The sequence below is a fragment of the Streptomyces sp. NEAU-sy36 genome (genome assembly GCF_013423905.1).
Taxonomy (GTDB): domain Bacteria; phylum Actinomycetota; class Actinomycetes; order Streptomycetales; family Streptomycetaceae; genus Streptomyces; species Streptomyces misionensis.
Genome location: NZ_CP058977.1, coordinates 3,138,087 through 3,158,515, shown reverse-complemented (window position 1 = coordinate 3,158,515; position 20,429 = coordinate 3,138,087). Strand labels below are relative to the sequence as shown.

At 74.6% G+C, this 20,429-nt stretch carries 21 protein-coding genes; 9 read left to right on the top strand and 12 right to left on the bottom strand.

Going from position 1 to position 20,429, the window contains the following annotated elements; translation table 11 throughout:
* On the bottom strand, positions 1 to 1,827 hold the full coding sequence (locus HZZ00_RS14500; protein WP_180332574.1) for a SelB C-terminal domain-containing protein: 1,827 nt from the start codon (positions 1,825 to 1,827) through the stop codon (positions 1 to 3).
* Positions 1,827 to 3,113: an L-seryl-tRNA(Sec) selenium transferase gene (gene selA, locus HZZ00_RS14495; protein ID WP_257585791.1), complete on the bottom strand. Its 1,287-nt coding sequence runs from the start codon at positions 3,111 to 3,113 to the stop codon at positions 1,827 to 1,829. The genes HZZ00_RS14500 and selA overlap by 1 nt, the downstream gene beginning before the upstream one ends.
* Before the next feature lie 368 nt (positions 3,114 to 3,481).
* Here selA and HZZ00_RS14490 point away from each other — a divergent pair, with 368 nt between their 5' ends.
* Positions 3,482 to 3,688: a hypothetical protein gene (locus tag HZZ00_RS14490; protein ID WP_180332573.1), complete on the top strand. Its 207-nt coding sequence runs from the start codon at positions 3,482 to 3,484 to the stop codon at positions 3,686 to 3,688.
* Between the two features lie 14 nt (positions 3,689 to 3,702).
* Here the strand turns inward: HZZ00_RS14490 and HZZ00_RS14485 are convergent, their stop codons facing one another.
* The 4 genes from HZZ00_RS14485 to HZZ00_RS14470 all read right to left on the bottom strand — a co-directional run bounded on the left by HZZ00_RS14485 (position 3,703) and on the right by HZZ00_RS14470 (position 7,423).
* Positions 3,703 to 4,725, bottom strand: a complete 1,023-nt coding sequence (locus HZZ00_RS14485) for an MASE1 domain-containing protein (RefSeq protein ID WP_180332572.1) — start codon at positions 4,723 to 4,725, stop codon at positions 3,703 to 3,705.
* 75 nt (positions 4,726 to 4,800) lie between these two features.
* Positions 4,801 to 5,631, bottom strand: coding sequence for a PP2C family protein-serine/threonine phosphatase (locus HZZ00_RS14480; RefSeq protein WP_180332571.1), 831 nt, complete (start codon positions 5,629 to 5,631; stop codon positions 4,801 to 4,803).
* A 121-nt stretch (positions 5,632 to 5,752) separates the two neighbouring features.
* Positions 5,753 to 6,073, bottom strand: a complete 321-nt coding sequence (locus HZZ00_RS14475; protein ID WP_070024589.1) for a hypothetical protein — start codon at positions 6,071 to 6,073, stop codon at positions 5,753 to 5,755.
* A 141-nt stretch (positions 6,074 to 6,214) separates the two neighbouring features.
* Positions 6,215 to 7,423: a glycosyltransferase family 39 protein gene (locus tag HZZ00_RS14470; RefSeq protein ID WP_257585790.1), complete on the bottom strand. Its 1,209-nt coding sequence runs from the start codon at positions 7,421 to 7,423 to the stop codon at positions 6,215 to 6,217.
* Positions 7,424 to 7,639: 216 nt separating this feature from the next.
* On the opposite strand from HZZ00_RS14470, the gene HZZ00_RS14465 reads away from it, so the two are divergent.
* The 3 genes from HZZ00_RS14465 to HZZ00_RS14455 all read left to right on the top strand — a co-directional run bounded on the left by HZZ00_RS14465 (position 7,640) and on the right by HZZ00_RS14455 (position 10,997).
* A complete protein-coding gene (locus tag HZZ00_RS14465; protein WP_180332569.1) occupies positions 7,640 to 9,085 on the top strand; it encodes a glyceraldehyde-3-phosphate dehydrogenase in 1,446 nt (481 codons plus the stop codon).
* Between the two features lie 137 nt (positions 9,086 to 9,222).
* Positions 9,223 to 9,792, top strand: a complete 570-nt coding sequence (locus tag HZZ00_RS14460) for a TetR/AcrR family transcriptional regulator (protein WP_180332568.1) — start codon at positions 9,223 to 9,225, stop codon at positions 9,790 to 9,792.
* Positions 9,793 to 9,830: 38 nt separating this feature from the next.
* Positions 9,831 to 10,997, top strand: coding sequence for a GDSL-type esterase/lipase family protein (locus HZZ00_RS14455; protein WP_180332567.1), 1,167 nt, complete (start codon positions 9,831 to 9,833; stop codon positions 10,995 to 10,997).
* A gap of 7 nt (positions 10,998 to 11,004) precedes the next feature.
* Here the strand turns inward: HZZ00_RS14455 and HZZ00_RS14450 are convergent, their stop codons facing one another.
* Together HZZ00_RS14450 and HZZ00_RS14445 are read right to left on the bottom strand one after the other, a co-directional pair.
* Positions 11,005 to 11,673, bottom strand: coding sequence for a class F sortase (locus HZZ00_RS14450; protein WP_180332566.1), 669 nt, complete (start codon positions 11,671 to 11,673; stop codon positions 11,005 to 11,007).
* 239 nt (positions 11,674 to 11,912) lie between these two features.
* Entirely contained in the window at positions 11,913 to 12,524 is a 612-nt protein-coding gene (locus tag HZZ00_RS14445) for a hypothetical protein (protein WP_180332565.1), read from the bottom strand.
* Positions 12,525 to 12,800: 276 nt separating this feature from the next.
* Here HZZ00_RS14445 and HZZ00_RS14440 point away from each other — a divergent pair, with 276 nt between their 5' ends.
* The 5 genes from HZZ00_RS14440 to HZZ00_RS14420 all read left to right on the top strand — a co-directional run bounded on the left by HZZ00_RS14440 (position 12,801) and on the right by HZZ00_RS14420 (position 16,938).
* Entirely contained in the window at positions 12,801 to 13,679 is an 879-nt protein-coding gene (locus HZZ00_RS14440; RefSeq protein WP_180332564.1) for a hypothetical protein, read from the top strand.
* A gap of 156 nt (positions 13,680 to 13,835) precedes the next feature.
* A complete protein-coding gene (locus HZZ00_RS14435) occupies positions 13,836 to 14,702 on the top strand; it encodes a fructosamine kinase family protein (protein ID WP_180332563.1) in 867 nt (288 codons plus the stop codon).
* Between the two features lie 119 nt (positions 14,703 to 14,821).
* Positions 14,822 to 15,013 carry a putative ATP-grasp-modified RiPP gene (tgmA, locus tag HZZ00_RS14430; RefSeq protein ID WP_146468184.1) on the top strand — a complete coding sequence of 64 codons (192 nt, stop codon included), beginning with the start codon at positions 14,822 to 14,824 and terminating at the stop codon, positions 15,011 to 15,013.
* 18 nt (positions 15,014 to 15,031) lie between these two features.
* Entirely contained in the window at positions 15,032 to 16,015 is a 984-nt protein-coding gene (gene tgmB / locus HZZ00_RS14425) for an ATP-grasp ribosomal peptide maturase (RefSeq protein WP_180332562.1), read from the top strand.
* 35 nt (positions 16,016 to 16,050) lie between these two features.
* On the top strand, positions 16,051 to 16,938 hold the full coding sequence (locus HZZ00_RS14420) for a Gfo/Idh/MocA family protein (RefSeq protein WP_180332561.1): 888 nt from the start codon (positions 16,051 to 16,053) through the stop codon (positions 16,936 to 16,938).
* Positions 16,939 to 16,947: 9 nt separating this feature from the next.
* Here the strand turns inward: HZZ00_RS14420 and HZZ00_RS14415 are convergent, their stop codons facing one another.
* Genes HZZ00_RS14415 through HZZ00_RS14400 form a run of 4 tightly spaced genes read right to left on the bottom strand, consistent with a single transcriptional unit; the run spans position 16,948 to position 20,151 of the window.
* Positions 16,948 to 17,895 carry a class I SAM-dependent methyltransferase gene (locus tag HZZ00_RS14415; RefSeq protein WP_257585788.1) on the bottom strand — a complete coding sequence of 316 codons (948 nt, stop codon included), beginning with the start codon at positions 17,893 to 17,895 and terminating at the stop codon, positions 16,948 to 16,950.
* On the bottom strand, positions 17,874 to 18,518 hold the full coding sequence (locus HZZ00_RS14410; protein ID WP_374028526.1) for a cysteine hydrolase family protein: 645 nt from the start codon (positions 18,516 to 18,518) through the stop codon (positions 17,874 to 17,876). Before HZZ00_RS14410 ends, HZZ00_RS14415 begins: the two co-directional genes overlap by 22 nt.
* Positions 18,515 to 19,618, bottom strand: coding sequence for an isocitrate/isopropylmalate family dehydrogenase (locus HZZ00_RS14405; RefSeq protein WP_180332560.1), 1,104 nt, complete (start codon positions 19,616 to 19,618; stop codon positions 18,515 to 18,517). Before HZZ00_RS14405 ends, HZZ00_RS14410 begins: the two co-directional genes overlap by 4 nt.
* A complete protein-coding gene (locus tag HZZ00_RS14400; RefSeq protein ID WP_070024564.1) occupies positions 19,615 to 20,151 on the bottom strand; it encodes an EF-hand domain-containing protein in 537 nt (178 codons plus the stop codon). Before HZZ00_RS14400 ends, HZZ00_RS14405 begins: the two co-directional genes overlap by 4 nt.
* Between the last annotated feature and the right edge of the window lie 278 nt (positions 20,152 to 20,429).

Sequence of the window (20,429 nt, the reverse complement as noted above, 5' to 3'; positions counted from 1 at the left end):
CTACCTGTACCGGTCGCCGTCACGGCCAAACGCCGCGAGCGGTCGGCCGCCCCCTCCCGCAGGCCCGGTCCGGCACCGTCTGCGCTGGTCGTCGACGCGTTCCGTGAGGCCCCGGGCGTCCAGGAACTCCAGCAGCGGTACGGCCACCCGGCGGGTGGTGTCGAGGGCGCGGCGGGCCTCGCTGAGGGTGAAGGGCTGGGGCAGGGTGCGTAGTACGGCCGCGGCCTCGGCGTCCGCGCCGGGCAGCAGGACGATGCCGTCGGAGATGCGCAGCAGGGCCCCGGCGGTGACGGCAGCGGCCAGCGTCCTGCGGTTCAGGCCGAGTTCGTCGAGCCGTCCGGCCTCGGGTGCGCGGAACGGTGACCGGGCCAGGTCGCGGCGTACGGCGTCCACGGCGGCGCGCACGGGGGCGGGCAGGCCGGGTGTGTCGGGGGCGTACAGCCGGCCGTTGCCGGCCCGGAGCCGGGGGGACGCCTCGGCCAGCGCGTCGACGAGGGTCCGGTCGGGCAGGCCGAGGAGCCGGCGGGCGGCCTCGGTGGGCAGGCCGGGGTCCAAGGGGTGGGCGCGGGCGTGCCGTTCGGTCTCGGCGGCCAGCCGGGCGCGCAGTTCGGCCCAGTACGTCTCGTCGGCCAGCCAGTCGCCGGTGACGGGGGCGGCGGGGGCCGGGGCGCCCATCGCGATCAGGTCGGCGCGGCGGATCAGTTTGCGGCGGCGCAGTTCGGCGGCGCCGTCCGGCCGGCCGGTCAGGGCGGCCAGTTCGGCGGCGCGGGCGCGCCCCGCACCGCGCCGGGTGAGCCGGGGCGGTCGTACGTCAAGGACGGTGACCCCGCTGGGGACCCGGCCGCCGCCGGGCTCGCGCAGCACCGCGCGGTCGCCGATGCGCAGGGGCAGGCTCCGGCCGAGGGTGAGCCGGGCGGTGTCCTCCCCGAGGGGACGCAAGGTCGCCGGGACGGCGGCGGTCCCGATGTGCAGGGTGGCCTGGCGGGGCAGTTCGGCCACCGGCTCGCCGCCCACCCGGACGTCGATCACCTCGGTGGTGAGCCAGCGGTCCGGGGTGAGCAGCACCTGCCCCCGGCGCAGCGCCGCGTCCCCCTGGCCGTGCACGTTGACCGCGACGCGGGCGACCCCGGCCACGGACTCGCGGTTCTCGTGCAGGCTCTGCAGTGCGCGCACCCGCAGCACCGCCGAGCCGTCACCGGTCACCAGCCGGTCGCCGACGCGCAGGGTGCCCGCGCCGAGCGTGCCGGTCACCACGGTGCCGTGGCCGCGCACGGTGAACGCCCGGTCCAGCCACAGCCGTACGTCGGCCTCGGGATCGGGGTCGGGCAACTCCGCCGTCATCCGGGCGAGTTCGGCGCGCAGTTCATCGAGTCCGGCGCCGGTGACGGAACTCACCGCGACCGACGCGACCTTGCCGAGGGAGGTCTCGGCCAGGCGCGACACGGCGTCCGCGCGCACCGGTTCGGGGTCGGCGAGGTCGCTGCGGGTGACCGCGAGGACGGCGTGCCGGACGCCGAGCGCGTCGAGGACGGCCAGGTGTTCCTCGGACTGGGGCTGCCAGCCCTGGTCGGCGGCGACCACGAACAGCACGGCGGGCACGGGCCCGGCCCCGGCGAGCATGGTCGGCACGAACCGCTCGTGCCCGGGCACGTCCACGAAGGCGAGGTGTTCGCCGTCCGGTCCGAGCCGTGTCCACACGAAGCCCAGATCGAGGGTGAGACCCCGGCGGCGCTCCTCCTCGTACCGGTCGGGCTCCATCCCGGTCAGGGCCCTCACCAGGGCGGACTTGCCGTGGTCGACATGGCCGGCCGTGGCGAGGACGCGCATCACGCCCTCCTCCCCTCGGTGCCCGCCGAGCGCACGGCCCGGGCGAGCCGCTCGTCGTCGGCGGGCGGCACCGCCCGCAGGTCCAGCAGCAGGCGGCCGGCCTCCAGGCGTCCGACGACCGGGAACCGCCCGGTGCGCAGCACGGCGGCGTACGGTTCGGGCAGGGAGAGCGCCGCGCTGGGCAGCTCGACGCCGGGCGCCCCTCCCCCGCCGACCGTGGCGATGCTGTCCACGGCCCGTACGTCGACGCCGTGGGCGCCGAGGTCGGCGGCGAGCCGGTCGGCGCGGGCCCGCAGTCCGGCGGGGTCGGCGGTGAGCGCGCGGGCGGTCGGGGTGGGCGGTCCGCTCAGGGTGGCCTCCAGCGCGGCCAGGGTCAGCTTGTCCACGCGCAGGGCGCGGGCCAGCGGATGCCGGGCGAGGGCGCGCACGAGGTCCCGGTCGCCGAGCAGCAGTCCGCACTGGGGGCCGCCGAGCAGTTTGTCGCCGCTCGCGGTGACGAGGGCGGCGCCCGCGCGCAGCTGGGTGGCGGCGTCGGGTTCCTCGGGCAGCGCCGGGTGGGGGGCGAGCAGTCCGGAGCCGATGTCCACGACCACGGGGACGCCGAGCCCGGCGAGTTCGCCGACCTCGGCCGAGCGGGTGAAGCCGGTGATGCGGAAGTTGGAGGGGTGCACCTTCAGCACGAACCCGGTGCCGGGGCCGATGGCGTCGGCGTAGTCGGCGGCGGTCGTACGGTTGGTCGTGCCCACCTCGCGGAGCCGGGCGCCGGTGGAGACGAGCAGGTCGGGCAGGCGGAAGCCGTCACCGATCTCCACCATCTCGCCCCGGCTGACGACGATCTCCTTGTCGGCCGCGAGCGCGGTGGCGGCCAGGACGAGGGCGGCGGCGCCGTTGTTGACGACATGGACGTCCCCGGCGGCCGGCACCCTCTCCCGCAGCGCGGCCAGGGCGGAGCGGCCCCTGCGGGCCCGTACCCCGGTGGTCAGGTCGAGTTCCACGTCGGTGGGCCCGGCGGCCTCCGCCACCGCCTGCCGGGCGGCGTCCGACAGCGGGGCCCGCCCGAGGTTGGTGTGCAGCAGCACTCCGGTCGCGTTGATCACCGGCCGCAGTCCGCTCGCGGTGCCGGGCAGCAGGCCGAGCGCGGTCTCCGGCACCCGTTCCGGTGGCACCCGCCCGTCCCGGGCCCGCTGCTGCGCCTCGCGCACGGCGGCCTTCACCACGGCCTGCCCGAGCCGCTCCACGGCCGCGGCCAGCCGGGGGTCGCGCAGGAGGACGTCGGTACGGGGCACCCGGCGACGGGCATCGCCGCCCGGGCCGTCACCGGGGCGCCCCGCCCGGGGCGCCCCACCGGCGGCCTCTCCCCGCGGGCCCGTCACGGCGCCGACCCCGGCGTCGCCTTTCACGCTCTCCGCGGCGGCGCCCTCACCTCTCGGGCCCCCCGCTTTCGCCACCGTCACGTCGGCCGTCGCCGCCTTCGCGCACCCCGCGTCCGCCGCGCGCGGTGTCACCCGCTGTTCCATGCCGCCCTTTCCCTCCGGTCCGGCCCTCGCCCTCGCCGACGGGCTCCGGCCATCGTCTCCCAGTGCCCCCGGCGGGCCGTTCGACACGCCGGGCGGCGGACGTTGCGGCGGCCGGGGGTGCGGGTACCCGGCGCCGTATGAGCGAACGCAATGACCACCGCCACGACCGACCCGATCCGCGGGACGTGAACCGCCGGCACGAGGAGGAACGCCGGCACGCCGCCGAGGAGTCCGGCAACTCGCCGACGCCGACCCCCACCCCCCGCGATGTCGCGGAGCGCAGCGCCAGGAGCCGCAACGCCCCGCGGCGGGACGCCCCTGACGAGGGCTCCGGGCACCGGTGACCGTCCCCGCCGTCTCACCGCCGTGACCGGTCACCGCCGTCGCCGCCCGCGCCCTCGGCGCCGGGAGGCGGTCTGGGCACGGGGACGTCGCCGGCCGTCAGGTGTTCGAGCACCTCCGCCAGTTCCTGGCAGGCCAGCTCCACCGAGCGCCGGGTGTTGCGCTGCTCGGTGATCAGGGCGGACATCAGCAGCGCGGTGAGCGCCATCGCGCCGTTGAACGCCTGGAGCTTGGCCATGACCTCGATCGCGCTCAGCCCGTGGAACGCCCCGCGGGCGTCCGTGGCGGCGAGACTGGCGAGCACGGACGTGAACAGGGCGCACAGCACGCTGCCCGCGAGCTGGAAGCGCAACGCCGCCCAGATGATCAGCGGGTACACCAGGAACAGCAGGCTGACCGAGCTGTAGACGGCCACCGGGACGAGCACGCAGGCGATGACGGCGAGCGCGGTCGCCTCCTTCCACCGTCCGAGGGACGGGGGCAGCCGGGCCCCGCGCAGCGACAGCAGCAGCGGGGTGACCAGCAGCACCCCCACCGCGTCGCCCACCCACCAGGCGAGCCACACGGGCCAGAACGCGTGCGTGGCCAGCTTTCCGGTGAGGACGAGCATGCCGACGCCGACGGTCGCGCTGATCGTCATGGCGCCCAGGGCGCCGAGGAACACCAGGGCGAGGCCGTCGCGGAAGCGGCTGAGGTCCACGCGGAAACGGGCCAGGTGCAGCAGGATCGCCGCGCACACCGGGGCGGCGGTGTTGCCGAAGAGGATGCCGACCAGATCGGGGCCGGGTGGCGCGAGGCTCAGGATGATGCCGAGGGCGCCGAGCGTGATGCCGGGCCAGCAGCCGATGCCGAGGATCAGCAGGGCGGCGACGGCGACGCCGGTCGGCGGGTAGATCGGGGTGACGACGGCGCTCTCCACGGACAGCTCGCGCAGCAGCCCGAGCCGGCCGGCGCCGTAGTAGCAGGCCGCGACGGCCAGTACCTGGACGACATAGCCGCCCGGCCGGCGCAGTTCCGCGATACCCACCACAGCAGCCATCTCACACCGCCCGGCGCGGGTCGGCCAGGCGAGAGCGGGCGGCGTCCGGCCCTCCGGCTGAAATCCGGGACGGCGCTACAGCCGCGGTCCGGGCCCGTCGAGACCCACGACGAGTACGGCGGCGTCGTCCTCGTGCCCCACGCTTTCGGCGCCCTTGATCACGGCGGCGGCCAGCGCCTGGCTCTCCAGACCGGCGACCGCGGCTATGCCCGCGAGGCGCACCACCTGGTCGAGGCCGGCCTCGACGTCCATCAGGGGCCCTTCCACCACGCCGTCGGTGAGCAGCACGCACAGCCCGCCCGTGGTCAGCCGGTGCCGGGCCACCGGGTACTCGACGCCCCGCTGGACACCGAGCGGCGGCCCGCCCTCGTCGTCGACGACGCCGGACTTGCCGTCCGCCGTGGCCCAGACGAAGGGGATGTGCCCGGCCCGCGCACTCTCCAGCACCCCCGTGGCGGGGTCGACCCGTACGAAGGTGCAGGTGGCGAAGAGTTCGCTGCCGAGGGAGACGAGCAGGTCGTTGGTGCGGGCGAGCAGTTCTCCCGGCTCCCCGGTGGCGAACGCGAGGGCGCGCAGCCCGGCGCGGACCTGACCCATGAAGGCGGCGGCCTCGATGTTGTGCCCCTGCACGTCCCCGATGGACAGCCCGATCCGCCCGTCGGGCAGCGGGAAGGCGTCGTACCAGTCGCCGCCCACGTTGAGGCCGTAGCAGGCGGGCGCGTAGCGGACCGCGAGGTGCAGGCCGGGGGCGCTCGGCAGGTCCCGGGGCAGCATCCCGCGCTGGAGGGCGATGGCCAGCTCGACCTGGGTGCGCTGGAGTTCCGCGCGCTCGCGCGCCTGGGCGGTGAGCGAACCGAGCCTGGCCAGCAGCTCGTCGCCGTCGTCGGTGGAGCGCTTGCGGGGCATCGGCTCACTTCCGGCGGGAGGTGCCCGCGTCGGACACCTCCCTTGAATATCGGGCAAACGCCTAAATTTTACCCAAATCACACGAACTCGGCGCGCGCCGGAGGGAGCGCCCGGAACCGCCTCAGCCGGCGTCCGAGTCGATACCGGTGATCACCGCGGGGCCCAGCGGTGCGCTGCTTTCGTCCAGGCCGGCGCCGCGCAGCGCGGAGTCCGCGAGCCGGCGGGCCTCCTCCTCGGCGTGCGGGCCGGTGTCGGCCTCGACCGAGAGCCGGAGGGTGAAGGTGTTGTCCTCGTTGACGTTGAGCACGTCCAGGTCCTCGCTGCTGCCCATCCTGGTGCCGTGCGGGTCGGCGGGGCGCAGTGCCCTGGTCAGGCGGGTGCGGGTGTCCGCCCCGATCCCGGTGGTGAACGTGCCGGGGACGCTGATCAGGTAGGTCGTCATGACGGTCCTTTCCTCGGGCGTCCCCTCGACTACCCCGTTTCGAGCCCTTCGCACGGCGGCACCGGCGCGAACGGCTCCTTGCGGACTCCTCACCGGAGTCGCCGGGGCACCGACGTCACCTGCGTCACGTGCGTCACCGGTTCACAGCGGGGAGTGCGCCACCGCCGTCACATAGGCGCCGAACGCCAGGGACACCAGGGTGAGGGCGCCGTAGACGAGCACCGCCTGGGCGGGGCGCACCCGCCAGGTCCGGGCGAGGGCGCGGGCCATGGGGAGGAGGAGGGGGAAGGCGGGCAGCAGGAAGCGCGGCTTGGAGGAGAAGGAGCCGGAGCTCGCCACCACGAGCAGGATCAGGATCCCGGCGAAGGCCACCAGCACGAGCGGGGCCCGGTCCAGGCAGAGCAGCGCGAACAGCAGCACCCCGGCCGCGACGACGAGCAGGGCGACGGTGTAGACGACACCCCCGCCGTGCAGCAGCAGCGCCTTGACGAAGCGGGCCGAGCCGACGCCGAAGTCGAAGCGGGAGGCCCAGGCGCTCTGCACCGTGAAGTAGCCGCCGAGCGGATCGCCGACCTGGGTGCCCACCCACAGCACGTAACCGAGGAAACCCAGCGGGGCGAGGACGGCGCCGGTCCACAGGCGCCAGGGGACCCGGCCGCGCCGTCGCCACGCCTCGTACCCGGCCGTGAGCACCACGGCGCCGGCCACCGCGAACCCGCTGGGCCGGGCGAGGCCGGCGAGCGCGGCCAGTGTCCCGGCCCACAGCCAGCGGCCCTTGAGCACGCAGTACAGCGACCAGACGGCGAGCGCGGCGAACAGCGACTCGGTGTAGGCGATGGTCAGTTCGACGGCGTGCGGCATGACGGCCCACAGGCCGACCAGCGCGGTGGCGACGCCCCGGCCGTGGAGCAGATGGCCGACGGCGTAGACGCCGTACGCGGCCACCCCCGCCGCGAGCCAGGCGACGAGCAGCGCGGCCTGGCCGGGGGTCAGCGGCAGGGCGGTGCCGAGCGCCCTGATCAGCGCCGGGTAGAGCGGGAAGAACGCCCAGTCGGTCTGGACGGCGCCCTGCGAGGTGAGCCAGATCTTGTGACCGTAGCCCTCGGCGGCGATGTGCAGGTACCAGCGAGAGTCCCAGGAGTGGGCCAGCGTTCTCAGCAGCGGCCGCCCGCGCAGAGCGTTGGTCGCGATCACCGCGAGGATCCCGGTGAGCCGCACGGCCGCGAACAGGGCGAGGGCCGGCACCGCCCCCTCGGGAGTTCCGCGCCGGGCGATCCGGGGCAGGTCGAAGGGGCCGGCGGGGCGGGGCGGAACGGCCGGTCCGGGCCGGGGGACGGAGGAGGTGCTCACTCTGCTGACCTTGGGCACGCCGGGTAAGACGTGCAATTCACGACTCGGGTTTCTTACGCACTTCCACCCTGAATCAGGAATTGGGCAAGCAATAGGTGTAAATCCCTTACACCCGCAGGTCGTCGCCGCTTCCGGCACCCCCGTGCGGGCCCGTCCGGGGCCCCCAGTAGGGTGTGGTTACCATATGAGCGCTGCCTAGCTCGAAAGATAGATGTTGTGACTGTCAACGACGACTCGTTCACCAACTGGAAGAACCGCGAGGAGATCGCGGAGTCGATGATCCCGCTCATCGGGAAGCTGCACCGCGAGCGGGACGTCACCGTCCTGCTGCACAGCCGCTCCCTGGTGAACAAGTCGGTGGTCAGCATCCTCAAGACGCACCGCTTCGCCCGGCAGATAGCCGGCGCGGAGCTGTCCGTCACCGAGACCATGCCCTTCCTCAAGGCCCTGACCACCCTGGACCTCGGCCCCTCCCAGATCGATCTGGGCATGCTCGCCACGATGCACAAGGCCGACGAACGCGGCCTGAGCGTCGAGGAGTTCACCGCCGAGGCGGTCGCCGGGGCCACCGGCGCCAACAAGATCGACCGGCGCGAGCCGCGCGATGTCGTGCTCTACGGCTTCGGCCGCATCGGCCGGCTCGTCGCCCGCCTGCTGATCGAGAAGGCCGGCTCCGGCAACGGGCTGCGCCTGCGGGCCATCGTGGTGCGCGGCGGCGGCGCACAGGACATCGTCAAGCGCGCCTCGCTGCTGCGCCGCGACTCCATCCACGGCCAGTTCCAGGGCACCATCACGGTGGACGAGGACAGCAGCACGATCGTCGCCAACGGCAATGCCATCAAGGTGATCTACGCCGACGACCCGTCGTCCGTGGACTACACGCAGTACGGCATCCGGGACGCCATCCTCATCGACAACACGGGCAAGTGGCGCGACCGCGAGGGCCTGTCCAAGCACCTGCGGCCCGGCATCGACAAGGTCGTGCTGACCGCGCCCGGCAAGGGCGACGTCCCGAACATCGTGCACGGCGTCAACCACGACACGATCAAGCCGGACGAGCAGATCCTGTCCTGCGCCTCCTGCACCACCAACGCGATCGTCCCGCCGCTGAAGGCCATGGACGACGAGTACGGCGTGCTGCGCGGCCACGTGGAGACGGTCCACTCGTTCACCAACGACCAGAACCTGCTGGACAATTACCACAAGGCCGAGCGCCGTGGTCGCTCCGCGCCGCTCAACATGGTGATCACCGAGACCGGTGCCGCCTCCGCCGTGGCGAAGGCGCTGCCCGACCTCAAGGCGAAGATCTCCGGCAGCTCCATCCGCGTCCCGGTGCCGGACGTCTCCATCGCGATCCTCAACCTCCAGCTGGCCCGTGAGACCACCCGCGAGGAGGTCCACGACTACCTGCGCGAGGTGTCGCTGACCTCGCCGCTCAAGCGCCAGATCGACTTCACCACGGCGCCGGACGCGGTCTCCAGCGACTTCATCGGCTCGCGCCACGCCTCGATCGTGGACGCCGGCGCGCTGAAGGTCGACGGCGACAACGCGATCCTCTACCTCTGGTACGACAACGAGTTCGGCTACTCGTGCCAGGTGGTCCGGGTCGTGCAGCACGTGTCGGGCGTGGAGTACCCGACGTACCCGGCCACGGCGGTCTGACGCCTGGCGCACGACGGCCGACGGCCGCCGACCGGAGTTCCGGTCGGCGGCCGTTCGCGCTTTCCATGACGGTGCCTCGATTTGCCTAAATGGTTTAGGAAGACGCATACTCGGTTTCGGAAACAGGGAGGGATCCGATGGTGCGTGCCGGACTGTCCACCGAGCGGCTGGTCCGTGCGGGCGCGGAGCTGGCCGACGAGGTGGGCTTCGACCAGGTGACGGTGTCGGCGCTGGCCCGCCGGTTCGACGTCAAGACGGCGAGCCTGTACTCGCACCTGAAGAGCTCCCAGGACCTGAAGACGCGGATCGCGCTGCTCGCCCTGGCGGAGCTGGCCGACCGCGCCGCCGAGGCGCTCGCCGGACGGGCCGGCAAGGACGCGCTCGTCGCCTTCGCCGACGTCTACCGCGACTACGCCCTCGCCCACCCCGGCCGCTACACGGCGGCCCGGTACCCGCTGGACCACGAGACGGCCGCCGCGAGCGCGGGAGTCCGGCACGCCCAGCTGATGCGGGCGATCCTGCGCGGCTACGACCTGGCCGAACCCGACCAGACCCACGCGGTGCGGTTGCTGGGCAGCGTGTTCCACGGCTACGTCAGCCTGGAGGCGGCCGGCGGCTTCAGCCACAGCGCGCCCGACTCGCAGGAGTCCTGGACCCGGATCGTGGAGGCGCTGGACTCCCTGCTGCGCAACTGGCCGGCTCGTTGAGCCGCGCCCCCGAACCCATGGAAACGCAGGACCAGACGATGCACACCACCCCGCTCACCGCCGACCTGATACGCGGCGCCCTCGACCTGGAACGCACCGAGCGGGGGCTGCTGCCGCACCGGCTGCCGGCCAGGGCCCGCGCCCAGTGCGCCGACCCGCAGCTGGCCCTGGCGGAGTCCCAGCCCTCCGGCGTACGGCTGGCGCTGCGCACCCGCGCCACCACGATCGAGCTGGACACGCTGCCCACCAAGCGGGTCTACGTCGGCGCTCCCCCGCGCCCCGACGGGGTGTACGACCTGCTGGTCGACGGCCGGCCGGCGGGCAGCGGCCGGGCCGACGGCGGGGACACCCTCACCATCGACCTGGCCACCGGGAACACCGAGCACACGCCGGGCCCGGTCGCCACCGTGCGCTTCACCGGGCTGCCGGACACGCCGAAGGACGTGGAGATCTGGCTGCCCCACAACGAGACCACCGAACTGGTCGCGCTGCGCACCGACGCACCCGTGGAGCCGGTGCCGGACCGGGGCCGCAGGGTCTGGCTGCACCACGGCAGTTCGATCAGCCACGGCTCCGACGCCGCGAGCCCCACCACCACTTGGCCGGCGCTCGCCGCCGCCCTCGGCGGCGCGGAGCTGGTCAACCTGGGCCTCGGCGGCAGCGCACTGCTCGATCCGTTCACCGCCCGCGCGCTGCGCGACACCCCGGCCGACCTGATCAGCGTCAAGCTCGGCATCAACGTCGTCAACTCCGACCTGATGCGGCTGCGCGCCTTCGGCCCGGCGGTGCACGGCTTCCTGGACACCATCCGCGAAGGGCACCCCGACACCCCGCTGCTCGTCGTCTCACCGATCCTGTGCCCGATCCACGAGGACACGCCCGGCCCCACCGCCTGGGACCTCGCTGCCCTCGGCGAGGGCCGGCTCGGGTTCCGGGCGTCCGGGGACCCGGCGGAGACGGCGGCCGGGAAGCTGACGCTCGCCGTCGTCCGGGCGGAGCTGGACCGGATCGTGCGCGAGCGGGCGGCCGAGGACGGCCTCCTGTTCCACCTCGACGGCCGCGAACTGTACGGCGAGGCCGACTTCGCCGAGCTGCCGCTGCCCGACGGCCTGCACCCGGACGCCGCCGCGCACCGCCGGATCGGCGAGCGGTTCGCGGCGCGGGTGTTCGGCGCGGGCGGGGCCTTCGCGGCGGAGCGGGGCTGATCGCCGATCACACGAGGTGGGCGAAGACCACCAGGTTGTCGGTGTAGTCCTTCGCCGTGTGGTCGTAGTCGCCGGCGCAGGTGATGAGGCGGGCCTCGGGGCGCGCGGCGTCGGCGTAGACCCGTTCGCTCGGGAAGTCGTCCTTGGCGAAGGTCTCGGCGCTGTCCACCACGAAGTTCGCGGTCCGTCCGTCGGCGCGCTCCACGGAGAACCGGTCGCCGGTCGTCAGCTGGTCGAGATCGACGAAGACGGCCGCGGAGATCTTGGTGTCCACGTGCCCGGCGATGATCGCCGTGCCCTTCTCCCCGGGGGCCGCGCCCTTGGCGTACCAGCCGACGAGATTGGTGTCGGCGGCGGGCGGCGGTTCCAGCTGGCCCGTGGCGGCGAGCGACAGCTGGGTGAAGGGGGCGTCGACCCCGATCTTCGGGATGAGCAGACGGGTCGGCGCGGAGCGGGGCAGCGCGGAGCCGACCCGGGGCTCGGCCTGTCCGGCGGAGCTGGCGCCCGAGGCCGGGGTCGCCCGCGGCGCGGGGAGCGTTCCGTGGTGGCCGCCGAACACGCTGACGGCCAGGAAGAGGATCGCCACTCCCCACAGCACCAGCCGCCCACCGCGGCCGGCGGCTCCCGGGTCCGGCGCCGGTTCGCCGGACGGGGAGGAGGACGGTTCTGCCGCCATCGGACACCACCTCAACTCGGGCAGGGCAGCACGGGGATCGGAAGCAGGGGGATCGGAGCCGGGCCGGGCGCCGGGGCGGCGGACGGCCCGCGGGGCCGGGGCGCGGGGCGCGCGGCGGGTACGGCGTCGAAGCGCGGCGGACGGCCTGCGCGGGCGCCCGGCACCCGGGTCCCGCCCCGCACGGGCCGCCGGCACTCCTTGGGCCGGCGGCGTCCGCGTCCTGCGGGGCGGGCGGGTGGTCAGGAGGCCGGCCGGCCCGCCTGCTTGCGGCGCAGCGCGTACATGCCCGCCGCGGCCACGCCGAGCACCGCCAGGCCGCCCGTGGTGACACCGGGATCGGCGAGCGCGCCACCGCCGGTGTGCATGCCGCCGCGCGGCTTGTCGCGGCCGCCGTCGGAGCCGCCGCCCCAGTCGCTGCCGCCCTCGTCGTCGCCGCCGCCCTTGCCCCGGCCGCCACTGCCGCCCTCGTCGTCGCCGCCGCCCTTGCCGCGACCGCCACTGCCGCCCTCGTCGCCGCCCTTGTCCTCCCGGTACGTCTCGGGGTTGAACTTGCTCTCGCCGGTGCCGGAGGCCCAGCTGTCGCCGCGCAGCACGGTGGCGAGCGCTCCGCCACCCGTGTGCATTCCGCCGCGGGGCCGGTCGTGTCCGCGCTCGTCGCCGCCGCCGCTGCCGTTGTCTTGTTCCCGGTCGGAACCCTTGCCGCGGTCGCCGCCGGAGTCACTGCTGTGCGAGGAGGAGTCCCCACCGCCCGAGTCGTGCCCCGCCGGGACCGCGAACGCGGCGCCGGGCGTGGCGAAGGCGAGGGCGGCCGCGGCGGCTGCCGTGGCCAGGAGGGTACGGGCAGAACGCATCGTGTTGTCCTTCCGCCGGGGCCGGGCAGCGGATACCTCATCAGCTCGATGGACCCGGTCTCGACATGAACCACCGTCAGTGAGGGCACCGGCTCCCACCATCCGGGCCGCCCAGCCGGGTCACCCGGCCCACCCGTCTGCCCCAGTGCGCCCGCCCCGCGACCCCTCGTCCGGCCCCGTCACGACCGCCACGGGAAAACCGACGCCCCTCTTGTTATGACAGCCGTCATAGCGCACTCTGGTGCCGGACGGCACGACACGCGGCGGGAGGCGGCAGTGGTGGACGGAACGGCGCGGGCCCTGTGGCAGCGCTACGAACCGGTGCACGATCTCGTGTACTTCGCGCCGCAGGCCCGCCGCGCGGCGGACGCGCTCGGGATGCGCGGGTTCTGGATGGGCTACTTCGCGCTGCGCGCGGCCCCGCTCGGCGAGGTCTCCCCCACCGTCGTGACCAGCGCTTTCTACATCTTCCACCCTGCCCGCGTGACCCGGGCGCTGCCGGACGCGTGGACCTACGCGGCGCCCGCGAAGGTGCTGGCGGCCCGCGAGGACGCCATGGACGCGGCGATGACCGAGCTGTTCGGGGCGGACGTCACCGGCTCCGCCCGGTTCGCACAGGCCGCGGACCTCGCCTGGGCGGCGGCGACGGCCGCGGACACCTCGGGCCGGGTGCTGGCCGCCGCCAACCAGGCGCTGGAGCGCCCGGAGCGGCCCACGGCCCGGCTGTGGCAGGCGGTGACGACCCTGCGCGAGCACCGGGGCGACGGGCACATCGCGGCGCTGGTGAGCCGGCGGCTCGGGCCGGTCGAGGCAATGCTGCTCAAGGCGGCCGCCGGCGAGTCGGACGGGGCCTTCCTGCGGGAGACGCGCAAGTGGGAGCAGGACGACTGGGCGGCGGGCGGGGACCGGCTGCGCACCCGGGGGCTGCTCGCGGCGGACGGTTCGCTCACCGCGGCCGGGGCGGCGGAGCGCGCGGAGGTCGAGGCGCTGACCGACGCGGCGGCCGAGGGCCCGTGGGCCGCCCTCGGCCCGGACCGCACCGCGCGCCTGGCCGCCCTGCTGGACCCGCTGGCCGACGCGGTGGAGAACTCGGGTCTGCTGCCGCCCGGCAACCCGGTGGGCCTGACCCCGCGCCGGCGGCCGGCCGGCGACTGACGGTACGGCCCGCGCCTCGTGTGACGCTCCGGCGCACTCGTGCCGCCGGGGCGCGCCCGGGCGGGGCGGCGACCGTCGCCGATCGGCCGAAAAGTGTCGTATCAACGGTCGAAGTACCCTCTCCTGACCTGGTGTTGCGAGCCGTACTCTGAAGCCGTGGTCACGCGAGACGAGGATCCTGGACAGGTCGCGGCCCGGCTCACCGGGCGCGCGGTCAGCGGCACGTATGCGGTGTCCGCCTCGCCCGTCGAGGTGCGGCTGGACGACGGCACACCGGTGATGGTCAAGCGCGCCGACACCCCCGGGGCGGTGCGCGCCGAGGCGGCGGGGCTGCGCTGGCTGGCCGCGGCGGGAGCCGTACGGCTGCCCGCGGTGCTCGGCTGCGACGAGCGCTGGCTGGTGACCGAGCGGGTGGTGACCGGCCGGCCGGACCCGGAGGCGGCGTTCCGTTTCGGTCAGGCGCTGGCCGCCCTGCACGCGGCGGGCGCACCCTGCTTCGGGGCGGCGCCGCCCGGGGGTCCCGAGGACGCGTACATCGGGCTCGCCCCCATGCGCAACGCCCCCGGCGCCGAGTGGAGCGGCTGGTACGCCGAACGGCGCGTGCTGCCGTATGTGCGCGGCGCGGTCGAGCGGGGCACGCTGCGACCGGGCGAGGCGGCGGTGTTCGAGCGGCTCTGCGCCCGGCTGCCGGAGCTGGCCGGGCCCGCCGAGCCGCCCGCCCGGCTGCACGGCGACCTGTGGAGCGGCAATGTGCTGTGGGGCGCGGACGGGACGGTACGGCTCATCGACCCGGCCGCGCACGGCGGGCACCGGGAGACCGATCTGGCGATGCTTCAGCTCTTCGGCTGCCCCCATCTGGACCGCGTCCTGGCGGGCTACGAGGAGGTGGCGCCGCTCGCCGACGGCTGGCGCGCCCGTGTCGGGGTACACCAGTTGTTCCCGCTCCTGGTGCACGCGGTGCTGTTCGGACGCGGATACGCGGAGCAAGCGCTGACCGTGGCGCGCGGGGCGCTCACGGCGTGAACACCGGCGCACACCGGACCGGTGGAACGCCTCCCTCCGTGGCACCGTCACGCAGCGTAAGGAAACCATTCACCCGTTCGATTCGTATAAGGACGTGAAAGCCGAACCAGGGAGAGACCATGCAACCGTTCACGCTCAACTACGCGCGCCCGGCTGTGCAGTTGGATGTCACCGTTCCGTACGCGTACGACTCCGGACTGCAGTTGAACGTCCTCCCGGACGGGCGGATCGCCGCGACCGATCACGCGACCCTGCGCGCGCTGGGAACCACGACCTCGACCGCCGGTTCCAAGACGCACTTCGACGACTGAGCCGCGGACCCGCAGACGATGACCGTGCTCATCCTGACCAGTGAAGAGGACGTGACGGCGGACATGGTGGTCCTCCGGCTCGGCGAGGCCGGCGTGCCCGTCGTCCGGCTCGATCCCGCCGATCTGACGAACGGGGTGGCGCTGTCGGGCGAGTACGCGCGGGGCGCCCGCCACGGGCAGCTGTCCGTGGGCGGGCGCCTGGTGGACATGGACGGTCTGCGCTCCGTCTGGCTGCGCAGGCCCGGGACCGCGGCGGCCCGTGCCGCCCAGCCGTCCGCCTGGCTGACCGAGGAGTCCGCGCAGGCGCTGTACGGCATGCTCCGCTGTACCGGCGCACGCTGGATGAACCATCCGGACGCCGCCCGCCGCGCCCGGTACAAGCCCTGGCAGCTGCACCTCGCGCAACGCGCCGGACTGCCGGTGCCGGAGACGCTGATCACCACGCTCCCGGGGGCGGCGCGGGAGTTCGCGGGGCGCCATCCGGACCTGGTGGTCAAGCCGGTCTCCGGGGCGCATCCGCAGGAGCCGCCCCGGGCGGTGCCGACCAGCCGGGTCGCACCGGACACGGACTTCACGGCGGTGGCCTACGGGCCGACGCTGCTGCAACGACGGGTGCCCAAGCGGGCCGACATCCGGCTGACCGCCGTCGGCGGCACCCTGCTGGCGGCCCGCAAGCCGGTCGCCCCGGACGCCCATCCGGACGACGTGGACGTCCGGTTCGCCCCGTCGGTCGCCCCATGGGCGCCGGTGAAGGTGCCCCCGCCGGTCGCCGCGGGGGTGCTGCGGTATCTGCGGGGTGCCGAACTGGCCTACGGAGCCTTCGACTTCGCGGAGGACGCCGACGGCATCTGGTGGTTCCTCGAGTGCAACCAGTCGGGCCAGTTCGGCTTCGTGGAGATGGACACCGGGCAGCCGATCGCCGCCACCATCGCCGACTGGCTCGCGGGCAGCGGGAGTCCGGACGACGGGCTCCTGAACGACGAACAGTTCTTGGGTTCTTGAGAACGCGGGCCACGGCCCGCCGAAAGGAACGTCATATGCGCATCGGACTGCTGGGAACGGGCCCGTGGGCCCGGGCGGCGTACGCCCCCGCCCTCGCCGGGCACCCCGGCCTGGAGTTCGCCGGGGTGTGGGGCCGCAGGCCGGAGGCGGCCGGCGCGCTCGCGCGGCGGTACGACGTCACGGCGTACGACGAGGTGGACGCACTGCTCGCCGATGTGGACGCGGTCGCCGTCGCCCTGCCGCCGTCCGTGCAGGCCCCGTTGGCGGTGCGCGCGGCGCGGGCCGGGCGGCATCTGCTGCTGGACAAGCCGCTCGCGCTCACGGTCGCCGACGCGCGGGCGGTGGCGGAGGCCGCGGAGCGCGCCCGGGTGGCGTCGGTGGTGTTCTTCACCACGCGGTTCCAGAAGGAACCGGAGGCCTGGATCGAGGAACAGGCCGCGGTCGCGGGCTGGTTCACGGCGCGGGCCCAGTGGCTGGGCGCGGTGTTCACCACCGACAGCCCGTTCGCGGCCTCGCCGTGGCGCCGGGAGAAGGGCGCGCTGTGGGACGTGGGCCCGCACGCGCTGTCGGTGCTGCTGCCGGTCCTCGGCGATGTCACCCGGGTGGTGGCCGCCGGGCAGGGTCAGGGCGACACCGTGCACGTGGTCCTCGACCATGCCACCGGGGCGTCCAGCACCCTCACCCTGAGCCTGACGGCCCCGCCCGCGGCGGCCGGGGCCGAGGTGGAACTGCGCGGCGAGGCCGGGGTCGCCGCCCTGCCGCCCGGCACGGAGGACGCGACCACCGCGCTCACCCGGGCCGCCGACGCCCTCCTGACCGCCGCCGCCACGGGCCGCCCGCACCCCTGCGACGCGGCCTTCGGCCTCCGGGTCACCGAGGTCCTGACAACCGCGGAGGCCCGCCTGACGGGCGCCGGGGGTTGACGAAGGACCCTAGGCCCTGTCCGGCAGTCCTCGTCCGCCCGGTGCGCCGGCGGGGCTCTCGCCGCCGCGGGAGGCGGCCGCGAAGACCCAGCGGTTGGCGGCCAGGGCGTCATGGGGTTCCGGCAGCGGGCCGCGGCCGTGGCGGCGGGTGAACTCGTAGGGGGTGCGGACGGTCACCGTCCAGCCCCGGTCCGCGAGTTCGCCCGCCGAGTCGGGGCGCGGCTCGCCGTCGAAGAGGGCGAGCAGGTCTATGCCGAGTCGCCGGCGCGCCTCGGCGTAGACGGGGCTGGACCGCACCTCCGGTGACTCCGCGATCGTCTTGATCTCGTAGGCCAGCGTGCTGCCCGCGGCGCTGAGCCGGTCGACCGTGGCGACGAGGCGCCGCTCGGCCGCCGCGGGCAGGTAGAGCAGCAGCCCCTCGGCGAGCCAGGCCGTGGGCGCGCCGGGATCGAAGCCCGCGTCCCGCAGTGCCCCGGTCCACTCGTGCCGCAGGTCGGCCGCGAGCGGGCGGCGGTCGGCCGACGGGACCGCCCCGACGCGGTCGAGCACCGACTGCTTGAACGCCAGCACCTCGGCGGTGTCCACCTCGTACACCACGCACTCCGGCGGCCAGTCGAGCCGGTACGCCCGGGAGTCCAGGCCCGCGCCCAGCAGCACCACCTGGCGGACGCCCAGGTGCGCCGAGCGGAGCAGATGATCGTCCAGGACCCGGGTGCGCAGGGCGAAGTACCGCCCCAGCCGGCCCCACAGCGGGTCGGCCTCCCCGCCGGGCACCTGCCCCGGGCGGACCGGCCAGCCGGCCGAGACCGGGGCCGCGCGCACGAAGTGCTCGGCGAGCGGGTCCCGGGCCAGGGCGTCGGGGCGGTGGGTCTCGATGGCGCGGGCCGCGGCCACCAGCAGGGCGGTGCGTCCCACTCCGTGGGCCACCCCGCCGGTCAGCCCGACGGCCGCAGGCACGGTTCCTCCTCGTTCCGGTCCGCGGGCGCGGTCCAGGCCGCCGGATCCTCGGCGGTGGTGGTCCGGGCGCCGTACACCACGCGCATGAACCGCAGGACGGCGTCGTACGGCAGGTGCAGGGCGGTGGTGCAGTCCGTCAGGACGGTGACGTGGAAGCCCTTCTGGAACGCGGTGCGGGCCGTGGTGTCCAGGCACACGTCCGCGTACAGCCCGGCGAGGACCAGGTGTCTGGTGCCCCGGGCGGTGAGGTGGGCCTCGAAGCCGTCGCCGAGGAAGGCGTCGAAGCGGGCTCGTTTGGTGAAGACGCGCTCGCCCGGCGCCGGGGAGACCGCGTGGAAGTCGGCGCCCCAGGAGCCCTCCAGGCACTTCGGCCGTTTGCCGAGGGCGCGGTCCCGCAGCCGCCAGGCGGGGCTCTGGTGTCGAGGATCGCCGGTGAAGCGTACGAAGATCACCTCCACGTCCCGGGCGCGGGCCTCGGCCACCGCACGGACGGTGCCGGCGACGGCCGCCTCCAGCGCGGCGGGGTCGCCGGGGAAGCGGGCCAGGGCCGCCGGGCTCGCGCAGAAGTCGTTCTGCACGTCCACGACGACCAGGGCCGTCCCCTCCTGCGTCACGCCGGTCACGACCCGCCGACCAGGGCGGCGTCCGCCGGTGTGCCACCGGTCCCGGGCGCGTCGAGGGTGGCGAGCAGGGCGTCGGTCACGGCGCTGGTGGAGTGCCGTCCGCCGAGGTCGGGGGTGCACACGCCCTGTCCGCCGAGGGTCCGCAGGGCCTTCTCCACGGCCGCCGCCGCGCCGGCGCGTCCGGCGTGCCGCTCCGCGACGAGCGCCGCCGCGCGGATCGTGGCCACCGGGTTGACGAGGCCCCGTCCGGCGAGGTCGTCGGCGGAGCCGTGTACCGTCTGGTACTCGGTCAGGCCCGACAGCGCGGGGTCGAGGAAGACGTTCTCGGTGCAGCGGTTCTCCTGCCGCTCGGAGTCGAACCGGTCCAGCAGTACGGCGTGCATGATGTCGGCCCACTCGTTCCCGGCGATCAGCAGGGTGCGGTCGGGCAGGCCGTGGGTGATCAGGTCTCGGTTGACGGTGTCCGGCTGGAACAGCCCGATCTCGACGCCGAGCCGGTCCGCGAGGGCGCTCACCCAGGCGTCGAGCGCGCCGTCCAGCAGGTGGAACTTGTAGGCCATCACGACGCGGCCGATGTGCCCGTCCGGCCACTCCTGCCGGGCCCGGCGCAGGGCGTAGGCGACGACGGCCTCGGTGGTCTCCCGGCTGAACGTCATGGTGCGGGTGACCTCGCCGGGCGTGTGCCGGTTCGCGCCCGTGTAGAAGCCCTGGGCCTGGTCCCGCACCAGCAGCAGGGAGGGTCCGCGGGTGCCGAGCAGATCCACCTTGACGGCCCGCAGCCGCTCGCGGACGAGGTACAGGGACTGGGCGTTGATCGCGGTGCGGAACACCGCCGTGGTGCCCTGCTCGGCGCGGGTGCGGCAGAACCGCTCGTAGTGGTCGGCGTCCTCGGCGGTCAGCGCGCGTATCCGGGCGATGTCCCGTTCGGCGCGCAGCGAGACGTAGGAGTGGTAGAGGCGTGAGGAGCGCTCGATCGTCACGCCGTGCGGGTGGCCGGCGGTCAGCGCGCCGAGCACCCGCTCGAAGACGTCCGCGAGTTCGGGTCCCGTGCCCCGGCCGACGGCCAGTCCGACGACGGGGGCGCCCTGGGCGCCGGTCACCGGGCGACGTCCGTGACGAGGTGGTCGCCGGGGATGCCGGACTTCTCGGGACGGTAGTAGTCGCGGATGCCGTCGGCCCAGGTGACCACGGGGATACGGTCGCCGTGCACCGGTTCGAAGGCGTCGAACAGGGCCTCGATGTTGGGGCGCCGGAATCCGATGGCCGTCATCAGGGCGACGAAGTGGGGGCGTTCGACATAGCCGTCGCCGTCCGGGTCGCCCAGCGCGGCGAGCGCCTCGGCGAACTCGTCCACGGTGACGTCGAACCGCTGGGGATCGAGCACGATGGCGTTGAACTCCTCGGGGCTGACCTGCCCGTCGCCGTCGGCGTCCAGCTCGGTGCGCAGGGTGTCCCAGTAGCCCTGGAACGCCTGGAGCATCCTGCTCTTCGCGCGGTCGTCGGCCTCGGGCACGGCCTCCACCACCCGCCTGCCCATCAGCTCGAAGTCCCCCGGGTCGAGCACGCCGTTGCCGTTGGCGTCGAACAGGGAGAAGACGAGTTCGACACGGTTGTTCGCCTCGCTGGTGGGCATGGTTTTCCTCCGGTCACGCGGTTCACCAGAACACCGCCGGGCCCGGGCCCGGTGGCCGCTCCACTATCGGCTCGCCACCGGCACCCGGGCGGGGAAAGGCCGCCGCCTGACCCCGAAGGGGGGAATTCCCCGCAGGGAGGCATGAAGCCCCGACTCCCTGGAAAGTACGGAGGGTTCGGGCGATCCGCCGTCGGCGGCGAAACCGGGGCCGGGGGGAGGCAGCCGGAACACCGCCCTATGCCCCTCCCCCGCTTCGCCGCCGGTCACCGCACGGTCAG